Origin of the sequence: Microcoleus sp. w2-18bC1 (assembly GCF_036700365.1) — a bacterium.
Taxonomy (GTDB): domain Bacteria; phylum Cyanobacteriota; class Cyanobacteriia; order Cyanobacteriales; family Microcoleaceae; genus Microcoleus.
In genome coordinates this window covers 22,589-38,028 of the sequence record NZ_JAUBOS010000036.1, presented here as the reverse complement: position 1 = coordinate 38,028, position 15,440 = coordinate 22,589, and the positions used below count along the sequence as shown (strand labels likewise).

9 protein-coding genes and 1 pseudogene are annotated in these 15,440 nt (G+C 44.8%); 5 read left to right on the top strand and 5 right to left on the bottom strand.

Translation table 11 applies throughout. The features are described from left to right. Window positions 1-4 precede the first annotated feature (4 nt). Window positions 5-367, bottom strand: a complete 363-nt coding sequence (locus QT979_RS18330) for a hypothetical protein (RefSeq protein WP_333212148.1) — start codon at window positions 365-367, stop codon at window positions 5-7. Window positions 368-465: 98 nt separating this feature from the next. Here QT979_RS18330 and QT979_RS18325 point away from each other — a divergent pair. Beyond that, window positions 466-687 (top strand): annotated as a pseudogene (locus tag QT979_RS18325) (TetR/AcrR family transcriptional regulator); the annotation flags it as partial. 50 nt (window positions 688-737) lie between these two features. Here QT979_RS18325 and QT979_RS18320 read toward each other — a convergent pair. Further along, complete coding sequence (locus tag QT979_RS18320; RefSeq protein ID WP_333212150.1) at window positions 738-1,100, bottom strand: hypothetical protein; 363 nt, start codon at window positions 1,098-1,100, stop codon at window positions 738-740. Window positions 1,101-1,220: 120 nt separating this feature from the next. Between QT979_RS18320 and QT979_RS18315 the strand changes: the two genes are divergently transcribed. Then, the gene (locus tag QT979_RS18315; RefSeq protein ID WP_333311336.1) at window positions 1,221-2,018 is read left to right on the top strand and encodes a cobalamin biosynthesis protein; all 798 of its coding nucleotides are present in this window, start codon (window positions 1,221-1,223) and stop codon (window positions 2,016-2,018) included. Window positions 2,019-2,022: 4 nt separating this feature from the next. Here the strand turns inward: QT979_RS18315 and QT979_RS18310 are convergent, their stop codons facing one another. Then, window positions 2,023-2,391, bottom strand: a complete 369-nt coding sequence (locus QT979_RS18310; protein WP_333228596.1) for a phage holin family protein — start codon at window positions 2,389-2,391, stop codon at window positions 2,023-2,025. Window positions 2,392-2,500: 109 nt separating this feature from the next. On the opposite strand from QT979_RS18310, the gene QT979_RS18305 reads away from it, so the two are divergent. Continuing rightward, window positions 2,501-2,998: a pentapeptide repeat-containing protein gene (locus tag QT979_RS18305; protein WP_333083386.1), complete on the top strand. Its 498-nt coding sequence runs from the start codon at window positions 2,501-2,503 to the stop codon at window positions 2,996-2,998. Between the two features lie 231 nt (window positions 2,999-3,229). Here the strand turns inward: QT979_RS18305 and QT979_RS18300 are convergent, their stop codons facing one another. Continuing rightward, window positions 3,230-5,431 (bottom strand): transglycosylase SLT domain-containing protein, encoded by a 2,202-nt coding sequence (locus tag QT979_RS18300; protein ID WP_333311335.1) that lies wholly within the window; start codon window positions 5,429-5,431, stop codon window positions 3,230-3,232. A 338-nt stretch (window positions 5,432-5,769) separates the two neighbouring features. Between QT979_RS18300 and QT979_RS18295 the strand changes: the two genes are divergently transcribed. Together QT979_RS18295 and QT979_RS18290 are read left to right on the top strand one after the other, a co-directional pair. Further along, on the top strand, window positions 5,770-7,248 hold the full coding sequence (locus QT979_RS18295) for a leucyl aminopeptidase (protein ID WP_333311334.1): 1,479 nt from the start codon (window positions 5,770-5,772) through the stop codon (window positions 7,246-7,248). A gap of 421 nt (window positions 7,249-7,669) precedes the next feature. After that, window positions 7,670-9,892, top strand: a complete 2,223-nt coding sequence (locus QT979_RS18290) for a PAS domain S-box protein (RefSeq protein ID WP_333311333.1) — start codon at window positions 7,670-7,672, stop codon at window positions 9,890-9,892. Between the two features lie 86 nt (window positions 9,893-9,978). Here the strand turns inward: QT979_RS18290 and QT979_RS18285 are convergent, their stop codons facing one another. After that, a complete protein-coding gene (locus QT979_RS18285) occupies window positions 9,979-15,354 on the bottom strand; it encodes an AAA family ATPase (RefSeq protein WP_333311332.1) in 5,376 nt (1,791 codons plus the stop codon). Window positions 15,355-15,440: the final 86 nt, after the last annotated feature.

Below are 15,440 nucleotides of genomic sequence, written 5' to 3'. Positions count from 1 at the left end.
CCACTTACTCTATAAATTCGTACATCTTTTGCACCCACTTCTCCCGATAATCCTGCCATTCATCCGTCACTACTTCCCAAGTTGTATTGCTTTCAAGTTCCAGCAAGAGACTTGATACTTCTTCTAGCGTCGATGCTATATGACATTCTTCTACCCAACTTTCACGGATCATTTTCCAGAGGCTTTGTACTGCTTCTCGCTGAAAATTTGATTCTAATTCAACTAGCAATTTGGCGAGGTGTTTTTCGTCACTTGCTGCTAACACCTCGCTCATCCAACAGTTGCGACGTTCTTTCCATTCTTCCGTCACTGCGTCCCTGTTTAGGTGGGCTTGAAACTCTAACAGTAATTGATTTAGTTCTACCATATTAAATTTTGTCTTGTTTGCAGTTTGTGCTATTTTTGTACAAATTTTATTGATTGAGAGTGTTGGTTTTTTTATAATTAGCTATGTAGCTGAGGCTTTATTTGGAAACGGCGATGGGAAAACAAGTTTATCCAAAGATGAGTCCGAGAATTGTCGCTCAGGTATTTTTGGGAATGTTTGCAGTCGCGCCCTTCAGTCAAAATACGATTATGAAGCCGAATGCTTCTCGGCCGCAAATGCAGGAAATGGCTGAAGGACTCGCAGATATTTTTCTGAATGGGGTTTTGCTGAAATATCAAGAATTAGTGATTAGTCATTAGGAAATTTTAGAGCCAGGAAACGCATGTTTGCAGGCTCTAACCCCTCGAAACTACTCGTTAAACTTGTGCATTTCCTGCACCCATTTCTCGCGATTTTGCTGCCATTCATCTGTCACAGCTTTCCAATTGGTATTGGTTTCAAGTTCCAGCAATAAACTTGATACTTCTTGAACAATCGATGCTCCCAGACATTCTTCTACCCAACGGTCTCGACGCTCTTGCCACTGAATATCCACCGATTCCCACTGCAAGTTAGATTCCAATTCAACTAGCAATTCTGCTAGATATGTCAGGTTAACTGATGCTGCAACATCGCTCACCCAACTTTCCCGGCGCTCTATCCATTTTTGTGTAACTCCTTCCCATTTGAGGTTGCTTTCAAACTCTAACAGTAACTGATTTAGTTCTACCATCTTAAATGTTGGGTTTTTTGTAGTTTGTGCTACAATTGTACCAAAATTTTCACTCAACAGAGTGTTAAGTTTTTTTTTAGATTGCGGTCGCAGTGAAACTACAGAATAGATAACTGAATAATGAGCGATGAATTTACTTTAGATATGCTAGACATTCCCAGCGGTTGGAGCCGGGGCGAAGGTGACTGGACAGGAGTGGCGGCGGCTCTTGCTAGAGGGGAAACTGTCGAAGTAATTCAAGAAGTTGGTTCTACTTTGTGGCACAACAGCCTGCCCGAAAAACATTCTTTGTATTGGGATGGCGAAAATATATCAACTATCAAAGCCCGAATTTGGATTAGTTTCACCCAGAGAAGATTTTCGCCGGAATCTGCTTTGCCAAAGGTTCAGTGGCATCCAAGAGTGTTGTGGATAGGGGTAGGTTGCGAACGCGGAACAGGGCGAGAATTAATCGAAACTGCGATTCAAAATGTATGTCGCGGTTATCATTTAGCGGAAAGTGCGATCGCAGGTATTGCTACAATAGACACTAAAGCAGGTGAAGTCGGCTTGTTAGAACTTTGTCAAGCGCGAAACTGGCCGTTAAAAACCTTTGCTGCTGACATTTTAAGTTCCGTAGAAGTCCCCAATCCTTCAAATATTGTAGTCAAACAAGTCGGGACGCCTAGTGTAGCAGAAGCTGCGGCACTTTGTGCGATCGAACTGATATCTTGTACCATTCTCAACAACAGGCAAGATGCCTGTTCCACAAAGAGTGAATCTGGTTGTGGGGTGGGTATCCTACGCGCCCGTGAAAGGCTTTTAGTCCCTAAACAAATATTTCGCAACAAAAATCCCCCCCTTTCACAAGGAGGGGTTAGGGCGGGTTCTGCGGTAACAGTAGCGGTTGCAGTTTCCGCGATCGAGTATCTGGGATAATGTATTACTGAGACAAAGTATTGGCATTCACAAATCGACCAATCACCCCAGAAACGAATGACAAAACAATCGAACCAAACAAAGCCGGCCAAAAACCGTTAACAGCAAAGCCGATATTGAACGCACCCGCCAACCACGAAGCCAGGGAAAGCGAAATTGCATTCACAACGAATAAAAACAAACCTAAAGTAATAATGGTCAAAGGCAGCGTCAGCAATGTAAGAATCGGTCTGACAACCGCGTTCACCAATCCGATAACAACAGCAGCCACCATCGCAGCCGGAAAGCTAACCACCGCAATACCTGGTACAATGTTAGCGGTAATGATCAGCGACACCGCTGCTACTATCCAAGTTAAGAAAAAACTTAGCATATCTTTTTTTCCATCCCCATCACTATTAATTAAGATTGTACCTGTTTAGTCGATCGACCAAAGTTCGGGATACACTACGAAATATCCACCTTGCGAGAATATCAGATTTATGAAACTCCGGCAACTAGCAGCATTGCTCTTGGCGCTAACTATCTTCATCCTGCCGCAGCCAGCCCAAGCTCAATCTAAATATTACGCTCCGCCGTTGTCCTTTAGCAACGCGGAACTGACAAGACGCGATTTTTCCGGTCAAATGCTGCGGGCCGCTGAGTTTTCTAACGCTAATATGGACTTGACTAATTTTTCTAATGCCGATTTGCGGGGAGCAATTATGAGCGCTTCGGTGATGACTCAGGCGAATTTGCACGGCGCTAATTTAACTAATGCAATGATTGATCAAGTTAAATTTACTAATGCCGATTTAAGTGATGCAATTTTGGCGGAAACAATTTTGCTGCGTTCTACTTTTGACGGAGTTGATATCACTGGGGCTGACTTTACCGACGCAATTATGGACGGATCACAAGTTAAAGAATTGTGCACAAAAGCCAGCGGTATTAATTCTCAAACAGGGATTTCTACTCGTGATTCCTTGGGATGCCGCTGATTTATTTTACAATCCCATAATTTCAATTTGTGGAACGGGCACCTTGCCTGTTCTGGGCTAGAAGCCCAGCCCACAATCAATAAATACACAAAATAAATTTGTTTGTGGGACGGGCCGGAGAGCCGGTTTAGGGCGGGCTAGAAGCCCAGCCCACAATCAATAAATACAACAAATAAATTTGTTTGTGGAACGGGTTCTCACGCCCGTTCCTGACAGCCTAAACCAAATTTACTAAGGCTTTGCTTTTTTCTGAGCAGCCGCATAATGCTCACTCATTAACTGATTAACTTCTGGATTGTAAATCCGCAGATAATTCCAGTAATTCTCAAACACCGATTTCACGTATCCTTTCGTTTCAGGAAACGGAATCTTTTCCGCAAAAGCATCCGGGTCACTAAAATTAAACCTCTTCAACCAATCTGCTACTGCATTTGGCCCGGCATTGTAACTCGCCACAGCTAACATCGAGTTATTCTTGTACTCGTCGTGAGTGTGATCTAAATACCATGTACCAAGTTTAACGTTGTCGTCTACATTCTCCAATGAATACTTTTTGAGGCTGATTTGTCCAGCAACCCAAGCTGCTGTTTCTGGCATTACTTGCATTAAACCAGTAGCGCCAACTGATGATTTGATGGCGGGCATAAACCGCGATTCTTGCCGGATTAATGCAGTTACTAATACTGGATTTATGGTGCGTTCTTTTGACCATTTGACAATGGTTTCTAAGTAAGGAAAAGGATAAAGTGCTTGCCAATAAATCGGTTGCTGTCTGAGTTCGAGGTATTGGCTTCTATCATCTGGTTTATCGCGCTGCCGCAAACTCCCAACCATCCACAAACCGTCTAAATTGTCTCCGACTGCAACTCGCATTAAACCGTCGGTAAACTGTTCGGCAATACTTGGTTCTACGCGATCGATAAATTCAACTTGCCACAGCGTCCAAGCATCTCTATCTTGACCTAATTGATAGAGTTCTTTCAACGCAGGAGAACCCGCAGTTGGTTCGGGGCGCTGAGGTGGCCGCACTACATTGGGAGACAAATCTCGGACTGTGGTAAAGTCGCCGACGGGCCAGCCGAGAAGTACAGCCGATCGCCACGCAAAATATGATTCTGGATAGCGTAATATAGTGTACTCAAATGCAGTCTTGGCGTCTTGTTGCCGACCGAGTTGCTGTGCCCATTTCCCGACCCAAAATGCGGCTTCTGGAGCTTGTTCGCTGTCGGGATTGTGGGTGGTTAATTCTCTCGCCCACTGCCAAGCTGATTTTAAATCTCCGCCTTTGGCAAACTGTTGGGCGATCGTCCACCGCAATTCCCCTGCTTTATCAGAATTATTGTATTTTGTCAAGAGCAACTTCCGGGTATCTGAGGCGGATTGACCGCTGCGTGCTTTGTCGAGAAGTTGGGATTTATCTAACAAAGCTTCGGGGGCATAATTGGGGAATTTGCTAATAACTCGATCGAGCAAAACGATCGCTTCTTTCGGTTCGCTCAGCCGCGACAGCCGAATTAAACCCAAACCAGTATCTTCGGCATCGGGAAACTCCCGCACTAATTCTTGATAGGCAATTCTCGATTCCGGGATTTTTCCGTCTAGCCACAAACCGCGAGCTTTGCGGTAAAGATTTTTGGCGTTGCGGGGAGCTTTCCCGTAAGCAATAGCTCCTTTGCCGTAATTTTGTTTTTCCCAATAGCCAAAGGCAATTTCTTCCCAATCTTCCGGTTTCAAACCGGCGCTGTTTCGCTGCACCAGTTGTTCCAAAATTGTCCCGTAATCTTTGACATAATGACCGTGTTTTGCTACGAGCAGCATCAACTTCGGCTGATTGGGATTTTCTTTTAACTTGCGGAGGGCAATTTCTACGCTGCGGGGATGACCCGGAAATTCAGTAATTGCCTGTTGCCAATATTCCGGTTTTGAGTTCCCTAAAATATATAAAGCTTCCGCTGCTACCGGGTCGCTCGGATAGTTTTTGAGCAGTTCCTCCCAAGCTTTTTGAGTTTTGCCTTTGTCGCCGCTCAATTGGTAAGCTTGCGCCCTTTTTAGGGCAATGTGAGCAGCTAAAACCGGATATTCTTGCTCTAATTTATCCAATAACTTTAATGCTTTGGCCGCATTTCCTTGCTGGATTAAATCGCTGGCAAGCAGATAGCGGGCGCGGCTTTGAGGGGAGATTTCCTGCTGCGGGTTCGTACTTGCAGACTGACTGGTTGCGAGTTCAACTAATTTCGCCGATCGCTCGATCGGTGATAGCGATACCAGCATCTTGACTTGCGATTCGGAATTCGCTGCATTCAGTGGCTGCTCGGCCTTCTGGACCGAGCCAAAACCCATCCATTTCATCGCAGCAACCAAAGATCCGATCGCAATAACGCAAACTGAAACGCTGATTAAAACAGAAAATCGGGCCCGGCGTCGTTTTAGCATGGGAAAATTTAAGAGAATAAGATATAAAGAACCGATCGTTTGTCAAAAGCCATCACAGACAGGATGGGTGTTCCACGCCATCACAGGCAGGATGCCTGTTCAACGAGAAATAAATGTTAATAGTGGGGCAAAAACGGACAGCCCACCCCCACACAGATGATTGAGATTGGTGGAAGATCCGATCGCAGGCGGACTTGGCTGATATAGTAGCAGAATTTATTTCGATGTGGAGCGAAGAATTTGTGCGATCGATCTATTTACCCGCACCAACGAAAAACCACAAACCACCCACTGCAAAGTACAATCAAAAATCTAAAATCTAAAGTGTAAATCAAAACATGGAATTTCTAGTCACCGATACGCCCCGCTCTGTTTGGACGGGAGACGCCCTGGCAATTGGTCTATTTGAGGACGGCTTGGAACTCACCGGCGAGCTGGCACAATTAGATGAAAAGCTTGCAGGCACTTTGAAAGAGCTGCTACTGGAAGTAGATTTTAAGGGCAAAGTGGGTACGAGCGCCATCACCCGCGTCGGCGGCAATAATCCCATTCGCAAAATTGCGATCGTCGGTTTGGGCAAAACAGAGGACTTAAAATTAGACACCGTGCGGCAAGCAGCAGGCGTTTGCGCCAAGTTAGCCAAAAAAGAGAAATGCAAAACCCTCGGAATTAGCTTTCCGGTGTGGAAAAACGCGCCGGATGTTACAGCAAGCGCGATCGCCGAAGGTGTAGAACTCTCTCTGAATCAAGACAACCGTTTCAAATCGGAACAGGAAGACAAAAGCCCGCAAATCGAACAAATTCATTTGCTCGGTTTTGCCGGTACAGAAAGTGCGATCGCCCGCGCCCGTCAAATCACTGCCGGAGTCATTTTAGCACGCGAATTAGTCGCAGCGCCTGCAAATTTTGTCACCCCGATTACCATGGCAGAAACTGCTCAAAGTCTGGCTGCCGAATGCGGTTTAGAATTAGAAATACTGGAGCGGGAAGACTGCGAAAAACTAGGCATGGGAGCCTTTCTCGGCGTGGCACTAGCATCTGATTTACCACCTAAATTCATCCATTTAACTTACAAACCAGAAGGCACACCGCGCCGCAAAATAGCAATTGTGGGCAAAGGATTGACCTTTGATTCCGGCGGTTTGAACATCAAAGGTGCGGGCAGCGGCATTGAAATGATGAAAATAGATATGGGCGGCGCTGCGGCTACTTTGGGAGCAGCAAAGGCGATCGGACACATCAAACCCGATGTGGAAGTTCACTTTATCAGCGCCGTCACTGAAAACATGATCAGCGGCCGCGCCATGCGTCCTGGAGACATCCTTACAGCTTCCAACGGCAAAACAATTGAAGTCAACAATACCGACGCTGAAGGTCGTTTAACCCTCGCTGATGCTTTGGTATTTGCTGATAAATTGGGAGTTGACGCGATTGTCGATTTAGCAACTCTAACCGGGGCCTGCGTAATTGCTTTAGGTGACGATATCGCTGGTTTGTGGAGTCCTCAAGATAGCGTCGCCGCCGAAATAGTCGCTGCCTCAGAATTGGCAGGCGAAAAATTTTGGCGAATGCCGATGGAAGAGAAGTATTTTGAGGGCTTGAAAGCATTGCACGCTGACATGAAAAACACAGGCCCACGTCCCGGCGGTTCAATTACGGCGGCGCTATTTTTGAAGCAGTTTGTAAAGGATACTGCATGGGCGCATTTAGATATTGCCGGCCCGGTTTGGACTGACAAAGAAAATGGCTACAATGGCCCTGGCGCTACTGGTTTTGGAGTTCGGACTTTGGTCCATTGGGCGCTCGGCGGCGCTTAATTGTGGATTCCCAGCGCAAAAATTGAGATTTTCTCTGCCTTAAAAGTCTGCTAGTCCATCTGTGAGCCAGAGGTTACAAACCCCTGGCTCACTGCTTAAGTAATCTAAAAGAAAATTTAATAGTGATCATTAACAATTTAAATGTTTCTGAAGCAATCAGTAGGCGAACCTATCTATTCCGTGACAGGGAGTAACGTAAGCATTGTAAGCGTTGCGAGCCGTGACGCTCGGCATGGCTCATACTTCGGGAAACCTTCGCTCCCAAAGCCTAACCGAGACAGTTTTGACATTCCTTTACAAAATAGCGGTTTCATAAAAAATGAAAAAAGTATATAATTATGTAAATATTTCACTAGCCAAAATCAAATAATTAGATTTGATCTGATTTGCATTGGTACAGATAATTTTTTTCTTGAACTTTATGCAAGAACAATTAACAATTTTTTTTTCAACACTTGCTGTATCTTCCACACTCGGCTGCAACGCGGTACCGGAGTTGCGACTGTACGCTGTTTTTGACTCCCTGACGGCACTGGCTTATTGCTCGATCGCCCTCTCTTTAGTTTATTTTTCCCGCCAAGGTTCTCAGCGCAAGATTTTCCGGCTGTTTGCCGTTGTTTTTTTTGCCTGGGGCGCTGCTAAATTGACGGAAGTTTGGACGCTTTGGCATTCCATATATTGGCTGTCGGTAACTCTCAAAGCTGCAAGTGCTTTGATTTCTTTGCTTTTAGCCGCAGTCGCTCTCGCCCTCATGCCGAAAGCACTTGCAGATTCTGGTTTAAATCACAAAGAAAATCTTCAACAACTGCCGTTAAAACAGGTAGAAAAAAACCATCACCAGCATGATATCCACAAAGGAGAATTGGCAAAACCATCACTCAATTTTTCCCTTTCTGATACTATTGTCGATAGCGCTTTAGATATCAATTCGCTTAACGAACAGTTAGAAAAAGAAATTGCAGATCGCCACCGAGTTGAGGAAAAGTTGCAACTGACTCAGTTTGCGATCGACCGATCGGCAGATGCGGTATTCTGGATCGGGTCGGACGGTAAATTTTTGTACGTCAACGACTCTGCTTGCACTTCATTGGGATATTCTGCAGCAGAATTGCTTTCGATGACAGTACACGACATCAATCCAGATTTTCCCCAAACTGCTTGGAGTTTGCACTGGAAAGTCTTAAAACGCTGCGGTTCGGTTAATATTGAAGTTCACCACGTCACTAAGTACGGTCGCATTTTTCCGGTAGAAATTACGATCGATCATTTGGAATTTAACGGCAAAGAATATCAGTGCGCGTTTGCTCGTGACATTAGCGAACGTAAGCGGATTGAGGCAGCTTTGCGAGAAAGGGAAGAAGAATTTAGGTCATTAGTTTCTAGCATTCCCGGTGCGGTTTACCGATGTAGTGCTGCTGGGCGATCGAGCCTAACTTTTATCAGCAGTGGCATAGAAGCTATTTCCGGCTATCCCGCAGCTAACTTTATGCAAAAACCGGTGCAGGCTTTTCCGAGTATAGTTCATCCCGATGACGTGCAGCATATCGAGACAATTATCGATCGGGCTATTAAAACAAAACAACCTTACATCATCGAATATCGCCTAATTCACTGCGACGGAAATGTGCGGTGGGTTGTAGAGAAAGGTCAAGCCCTTTTCAATGTAGACGGTAAAGTTTTATCCCTCAACGGCGCCATTTTTGACATAACAGAGCGCAAAGCAGCGGAGGATGCTTTGCGGCTCTCCGAGGCGATCGCCAACAACAGATCCCAGCAGCTAGAAATCGCTCTCAAAGAACTCCGAGAAACTCAAGCTCACCTAATTCATACCGAAAAAATGTCAAGTCTCGGTCAAATGGTAGCTGGAGTAGCTCACGAAATTAATAACCCTGTCAGTTTTATCTACGGCAATATTTCCTATGCTAGCCAATATATCAGAGACTTGTTGCAGCTTGTGGAACTTTACAAAAAACACTATCCTCAGCCAGCGGTAGAAATTCAACAATGTATTGATAATATCGATTTAGAGTTTTTGATAGAAGATTTGCTAAAAATATTATCTTCGATGAAAATGGGAGCAGATCGCATTCGCGAAATAGTTCTGAGTTTGCGAAACTTCTCGCGTTTAGACGACTCGGTAAAAAAACCTACTAACCTTCACGAAGGGATAGACAATACCCTCTTAATATTGCACAACAAACTCCGAGCCAGAGGCGACTATCCCGAAATAAAAATAATCAAAGATTACGGTCAACTCCCTTTAATAGAATGTTATGCAGGTCAGCTCAATCAGGTATTTATGAATCTGCTTAGCAACAGTATTGACGCCTTGGAAGATGCTTGCAACCAAAAAAGGCGATCTGCGGCGGTCGGCGACGATTGGAAACCAACTATTAGCATTCGCACAGAAGCCCTGAACGAAAATAGTATTTGTATCCGCATTGCCGATAATGCGATCGGCATGACAGAAGACGTGCGGAGCCGATTATTTGACCCGTTTTTCACGACAAAACCGATGGGAAAAGGCACTGGTTTAGGGTTAGCCATCAGTTACCGAATTGTGGCGGAAAAACACGCCGGAGCCTTGAGCTGCCGTTCCACCGTAGGAGAAGGTACGGAATTTGCGATCGAAATTCCTTTATGAATTAGTGCGATTGTCAAGTGGGTTATAAAAAAAAATCCATTTTCAAAAAAAATCCAAAAATTGGCTATAAATTACCAAGGTAATAATCAACATGGCAGTGAAATCGTAAATTCTGTACCTCGACCTAAAGTTGAGTTGACTTCTAGCATACCAGAGTGTTTCTCAACTACAATCTGCCGTGCGATCGCCAAACCCAACCCTGTACCTTTCCCTACACCTTTGGTTGTAAATAAGTGGTCAAAAATATGACCTTTTATCTCATCGGATATCCCTGGGCCGTTGTCATAAATGCGAATCGTCACCCACTCAGAAGACTTCCTTTCTGTCCGAATCGTGATGCAATTAGCTGGGGTTTTAATCTTCTCTAAACCTGCTTCGCGATTTGATTCTTCCACTGCATCAATCGCATTCGCCAATATATTCATAAACACCTGATTTAATTGTCCGGGGAAACAATCAACTGATGGCAAGTTGCCGTACTCTTTCACAACTTCAATCGCTGGACGCTGTTCGTTCGCTTTCAATCTGTGTTTGAGAATCAAAATTGTACTGTTAATTCCGTCATGAATATTGAAAGGAACTTTGTAGTCTTTGTCTGCTCTGGAGAAGGTGCGAAGACTGGTGCTGATACCTTGGATGCGATCGCACCCGATTTGCATCGAATTCAACATTTTGGGTAAATCTTCTACGAGATATTCAATATCAAGTTCTTCTGCTATTTGCTCGATTTCATCCCCAGGATGGGGAAATTTTTCTTGGTAGACTTGCAGGTATTTGGTCAGATCTTTGACAGCGGCGATCGCTTCATGGATATTCCCAGAAATAAAACCGACTGGATTATTAATTTCATGGGCTACCCCGGCTACTAAATTGCCCAAAGCCGACATTTTTTCGCTCTGCACTAATTGCAGTTGAGATTGTTCAACCTGGTGGGCATAGTCCTGCGCTTGCTGATACAGTCGCGCATTTTCTAAGGAAATGGCAGCCTGAGTGCAGAGGAAGTTGAGGACGAGGAGCCGATCGCGAGTAAACACTCCTTTTGTCGAGCTATGTTCGAGATAGAGTATCGCAACTAAGTTCCCGCGATCGACAATTGGACTACATAGCATACTCTGAGACTGATACTGGAGCGTACAGTCATTCATTAAACCCGGAATATTGGTTTTGCCGCCTTCAATAACCACAGTTTCCAGGGTATGTTTGACATAATAAACAAGCTTGAGCGGAATCACCGCCGAGCCATCTATAGGTTGGGTTTGCAGCAGGGTTGTGGGTAACTCGTTATCTGGATTGATGTGAGTTATTGCTCGGATTTGCCATTCATTCTGATGAGGAAGTAGCAAAGCACAAGTTTCGGCCCCAGAAGTTTTCAAAATAATTTGGTTGAGGGTGTCGAGTAATTCATCAAGCTGAATTTTACTGGATAAAGCTTGAGCAGCTTGCACAATAGATGCGAAATCAAGGGCATCGGAAATACTCGTGCTGCTGCTGGTGGAAGTGTGTGAAGACGGGCTCATCGTTGCCAGCGTCTCTAGGGGATTAAAGCGAAGTTTGGGCTGATTCAGGATGGGATGAAGTAATTGGGGATAGCGTTGTTCTAAGTCTTCAACTTTGGCTAGTGCACCCCAACGGGCATAACAGTAATATGCTTCCTGCATATAGCTGGCGGCGACTTTTTCTTTGCCCCATTCCCAGTAGAATTTTGCTGCGAGTTCGTTGGCTAATCCTTCCTCTTGGATATAACCATTTTCTTTGGCTCCTTGAATTGCTAGATCGTAAAATTCTAGAGCTTCTGTTTTGCAATTGAGGAGTTGATGCTTTTGGGCTTCAACTAAATGGTACTTGTGCAAGTAATTCATGGGAGCATAATGCGCCCATTCTTTTAACTTTGCTTGATTTTCTTGCATTCGCTGCCATCGAGGCTCCGACTCAGTTTTCGATTGACCAGGAGTAGCCAGCACGGTCAGAGAATCATAGAAATATAAGATCGGTTCCACGACACTTCCCATCCCTCCGGCCAAATACTGTCGGGTTTGAGCCCCATCGTGTTCCGCTTGGGCAAAGTCTTGGAGCCAGTAATTTAATGTGAATCGATACAGATAAAAGAAGGATAGTCGGTAAAAATCGACTTTGGCCTCATTTAGGATTTTTTCTTCGTATGAATCTTGGCGTAAGGGAATCTCGTTCTCTGACTGACCCAGCAGAATGAGAGCAGCTTGCCAGTAAGCCAAAACACAGTTTGCTGCTGTGACTTGGTGGAGGTCGCACAACTGTTGGTAATAGGCGCGAATTTGGGGTTCGAGTTCACTTAGCGGTTGACCGCACCAATAAGCATTAAAGCAGTACAACTGGGCGTCGTAGCCCATAAATTCTAGATTGCCGGTTTCCAATCCAGCTTGATAGCCATCGAGAAGAATGGGCAGCGATTCTTGTAGATGGGTCGTCCAATGACCAACATATCCCCCCATTAACAGGGCTGTTGCGGCTCGAATATTTTTGGCATCTGGCTCTGAGGCGAGTTGGTATCCTAATTGCCCAAACTGAGGCACCTTTGTCATGTCTCCCCACAGAATTCTCAGTTGGAAGGCGTAACCAGCGTAGCAATAGGGCGAAACAGGACTATTTCCAAATTGAATTGATAATTTGACCTGTAGAGCAACTATTAGGAAATAGAGCTTTGAGCCTGTCATGTAACAGACGGGTGTAAGACGAGCCGCATTTTGCATAATTGCTAACTGCTGGGCATCAGTCATGTTCGGCAGATGAATGAATGTCTCAATTGAGCGACCCTCAATTAGGGCATCAATTTCCTGCTTCAACTGCCGAATATCGTCTAGGGTTGGTTCATTTGGTAGGTTGACGCCTAACATTTGGAAGACTGATTGACCGATCGCGATCGCCTCGACAAATTTATTGTGGGCGACCAATGCCTGGATTTTTACTTGGTAAACTTGCACCTGCTCTAAAGGTGTTTTCGCATGATGAATCACCGCTTCAATCCACTGGTGCATCTGCTCAAAATCGCCTGCCAAAAAAGCCACCTCGGCAGCCAAGTCGTACAAAGATAGGGTCATTTCGTACTGCCGTTGCCAAGCGTCTGTTCCCAGCAGTTTCAGGCCCACTGTGGCATATTCGCGGGCGGCTTGATATGCGGTGGCTGCTCTGGCTTTGCGGCAAGCAGTGAGGTTGAGTTGGGCGAGTTCCTCCCTTTCCTGCTGTTCTACAACCATTATGGTTCCGTAGTTCAACTGATTGACTAATTCAAAAATGCGTTCTTCTCTGGCTTCGGCTGAAATTTGTTGCAGGAGTAATTGCCCGATTTGATAATGGGCGATCGCGCGTTCTTCTTCCGGAATCAAAGAATAAGCTGCTTGCTGGACGCGATCGTGCAAGAAGCGATAGGAAACTGTTTGAGAAGTAGCTCGATCGATATTGTCTTCTTCACCTACATAAAATTTATAAATCTCACTCTGAGGTAAAACAAAACCTTCCTGTAAAGTTTTCCATAAAGCCGTTGCCGTTTCAGTCTCAGATATTTGGGAAACAATTGCTAATGTGGTCAGATCGAACTGATTGCCAATGCAAGCGGCTAATTTTAAAACTGACTGAGTTTTAACGGGTAATTTCTGTAACTGCTGCGCCATGAATTCAACTACATCATCTGTCAGGGCTGCTTCTGTAATTTTGCTAATATCGCACTGCCAATAGCCTCCTTGGAGATGGAAAATAATTAATCCATCTTGATGCAATGCCTTGAGAAACTGCGTCGCAAAAAATGGGTTTCCTTTTGTCTTATGATACACTAATTCCGTCAGCGGTTCTGCTAAGTTAAGAGAACAAGTCAGCGTATCTGCTACTAATTGATTCAAACTGGTTCGAGCCAGAGGTGCCAGTGTGAGGGTATTGACAGTTGCCCCTGTTTTAGTGACTTCATCTAAAGTCAACATCAAGGGGTGGGCAGGGGAAACTTCATTGTCTCGATAGGCTCCAATTAATAGCAGGTGACTGGATTGGGATTCACCTATGAGCAACTGCATCAACTTTAAAGATGCCGAATCAGCCCATTGTAAGTCATCCAGAAACATTACTAAGGGATGCTCTTTTGTGGTAAAGACAGAGATAAATTTTTGGAATAGTAAATTGAACAGATTTTGAGCAGCTATCCCTGATAATTCTGGGGCTGGGGGTTGTTGTCCGATAATCCGTTCTAGTTCAGGAATGACTTCAATAATGACTTGTCCGTTGTCACCAAGGGCTGCTAAAATTTTGGTTTTCCATGCTTGGATTTGAAGATCGCTTTCACTCAGCAATTGTGTCATTAAATCGCGAAAGGCTTGCACAAATGCCGAAAAGGGAATATTGCGATTGAACTGGTCAAATTTACCTTTACTGAAATAGCCATGATTTCGGACAATTGGTTTGTGAACTTCATTGACCACAACGGTTTTTCCGATGCCGGAAAAGCCTGCAACGAGCATCATTTCGCTTTTTCCTTGTGCTACTCGTTCAAAGGCTGCTAAAAGTTGCTGTATTTCTCGTTCTCGACCATAAAGTTTTTCGGGAATCAGGAAGCGATCGCATATATCCCGCGTTCCTAACTCAAAAGTTTCAATCTTTCCAGTTTGTTGGCACTGCTGCAAACACCGTTCTAAGTCATGCTTCAATCCCAATGCACTTTGATAGCGTTTTTCGGCATTTTTTGCCATCAGCTTCATCACAATATCCGAAACCACCTGCGGGATTTGTTTGCTGTTTATTGAAGGAGGTTGTTTGGCAATATGGCAGTGAACCAACTCCATGGGTTCGTCACATTCAAATGGCAGTTTTCCTGTCAGCAGTTCGTAAAAGGTGGCTCCCAGAGAATAAAAGTCGGTGCGGTAGTCGATGCCTCGGTTCATTCGTCCAGTTTGTTCGGGAGAAATATAGGCGAGGGTTCCTTCTAAAACGTTGGGATTTTGAATTTCTTGAGTTTCTCTCGGCAGTAGGGAGGCAATGCTAAAGTCAATCAGTTTGACTTGTTTCGTTTTCGGATGTATTAGGACGTTAGCTGGCTTAATATCTTTGTGGATGACTCGGTTTCGGTACAGTCCGTCAAGGATGTCAGTTATTTGAATGGCAATTTCCAATATTTCTGCCAGAGTCAGCGAGGCCTCTTGGGCGTAGTCTCGCAGAGAAATGCCCCCAAAATCCTCCATTACTAGGGCATAGCTGTGGCGATAGGAGTCTAAATTGTAGGGTTCAACGACTCCCGGCAGACGTAGGTTTTTGGCGATGGTGTACTGGTTGCGGAATTGCAGCAGTTCGGTAAAGCTGGGATAGTCTCGATTTAATAGTTTAATGACAACCGGAAGCTGATCTGTTTCTCGAATGGCTCGAAAAACTAGGGTTCTGGAACCACAGTATAATTGCTCAACCACATGATATCCTGAAACTCGCTTCGTCAAATCCACTGCTGCACTCATCTGGATTACCCCATCTCAGACATTGACTATTGTAACTAATTATACACTTTTATTGGTCTAGTCTGAGGAAAATAAAACTGCGAAAT

Excerpts from the sequence above, each read along its gene's own strand:
- QT979_RS18285 (WP_333311332.1), bottom strand. The coding sequence starts at position 15,354 with ATGAGTGCAGCAGTGGATTTGACGAAGCGAGTTTCAGGATATCATGTG.
- QT979_RS18315 (WP_333311336.1), top strand. The coding sequence starts at position 1,221 with ATGAGCGATGAATTTACTTTAGATATGCTAGACATTCCCAGCGGTTGG.
- QT979_RS18305 (WP_333083386.1), top strand. The coding sequence starts at position 2,501 with ATGAAACTCCGGCAACTAGCAGCATTGCTCTTGGCGCTAACTATCTTC.
- QT979_RS18330 (WP_333212148.1), bottom strand. The coding sequence starts at position 367 with ATGGTAGAACTAAATCAATTACTGTTAGAGTTTCAAGCCCACCTAAAC.
- QT979_RS18320 (WP_333212150.1), bottom strand. The coding sequence starts at position 1,100 with ATGGTAGAACTAAATCAGTTACTGTTAGAGTTTGAAAGCAACCTCAAA.
- QT979_RS18300 (WP_333311335.1), bottom strand. The coding sequence starts at position 5,431 with ATGCTAAAACGACGCCGGGCCCGATTTTCTGTTTTAATCAGCGTTTCA.
- QT979_RS18290 (WP_333311333.1), top strand. The coding sequence starts at position 7,670 with ATGCAAGAACAATTAACAATTTTTTTTTCAACACTTGCTGTATCTTCC.
- QT979_RS18310 (WP_333228596.1), bottom strand. The coding sequence starts at position 2,391 with ATGCTAAGTTTTTTCTTAACTTGGATAGTAGCAGCGGTGTCGCTGATC.
- QT979_RS18295 (WP_333311334.1), top strand. The coding sequence starts at position 5,770 with ATGGAATTTCTAGTCACCGATACGCCCCGCTCTGTTTGGACGGGAGAC.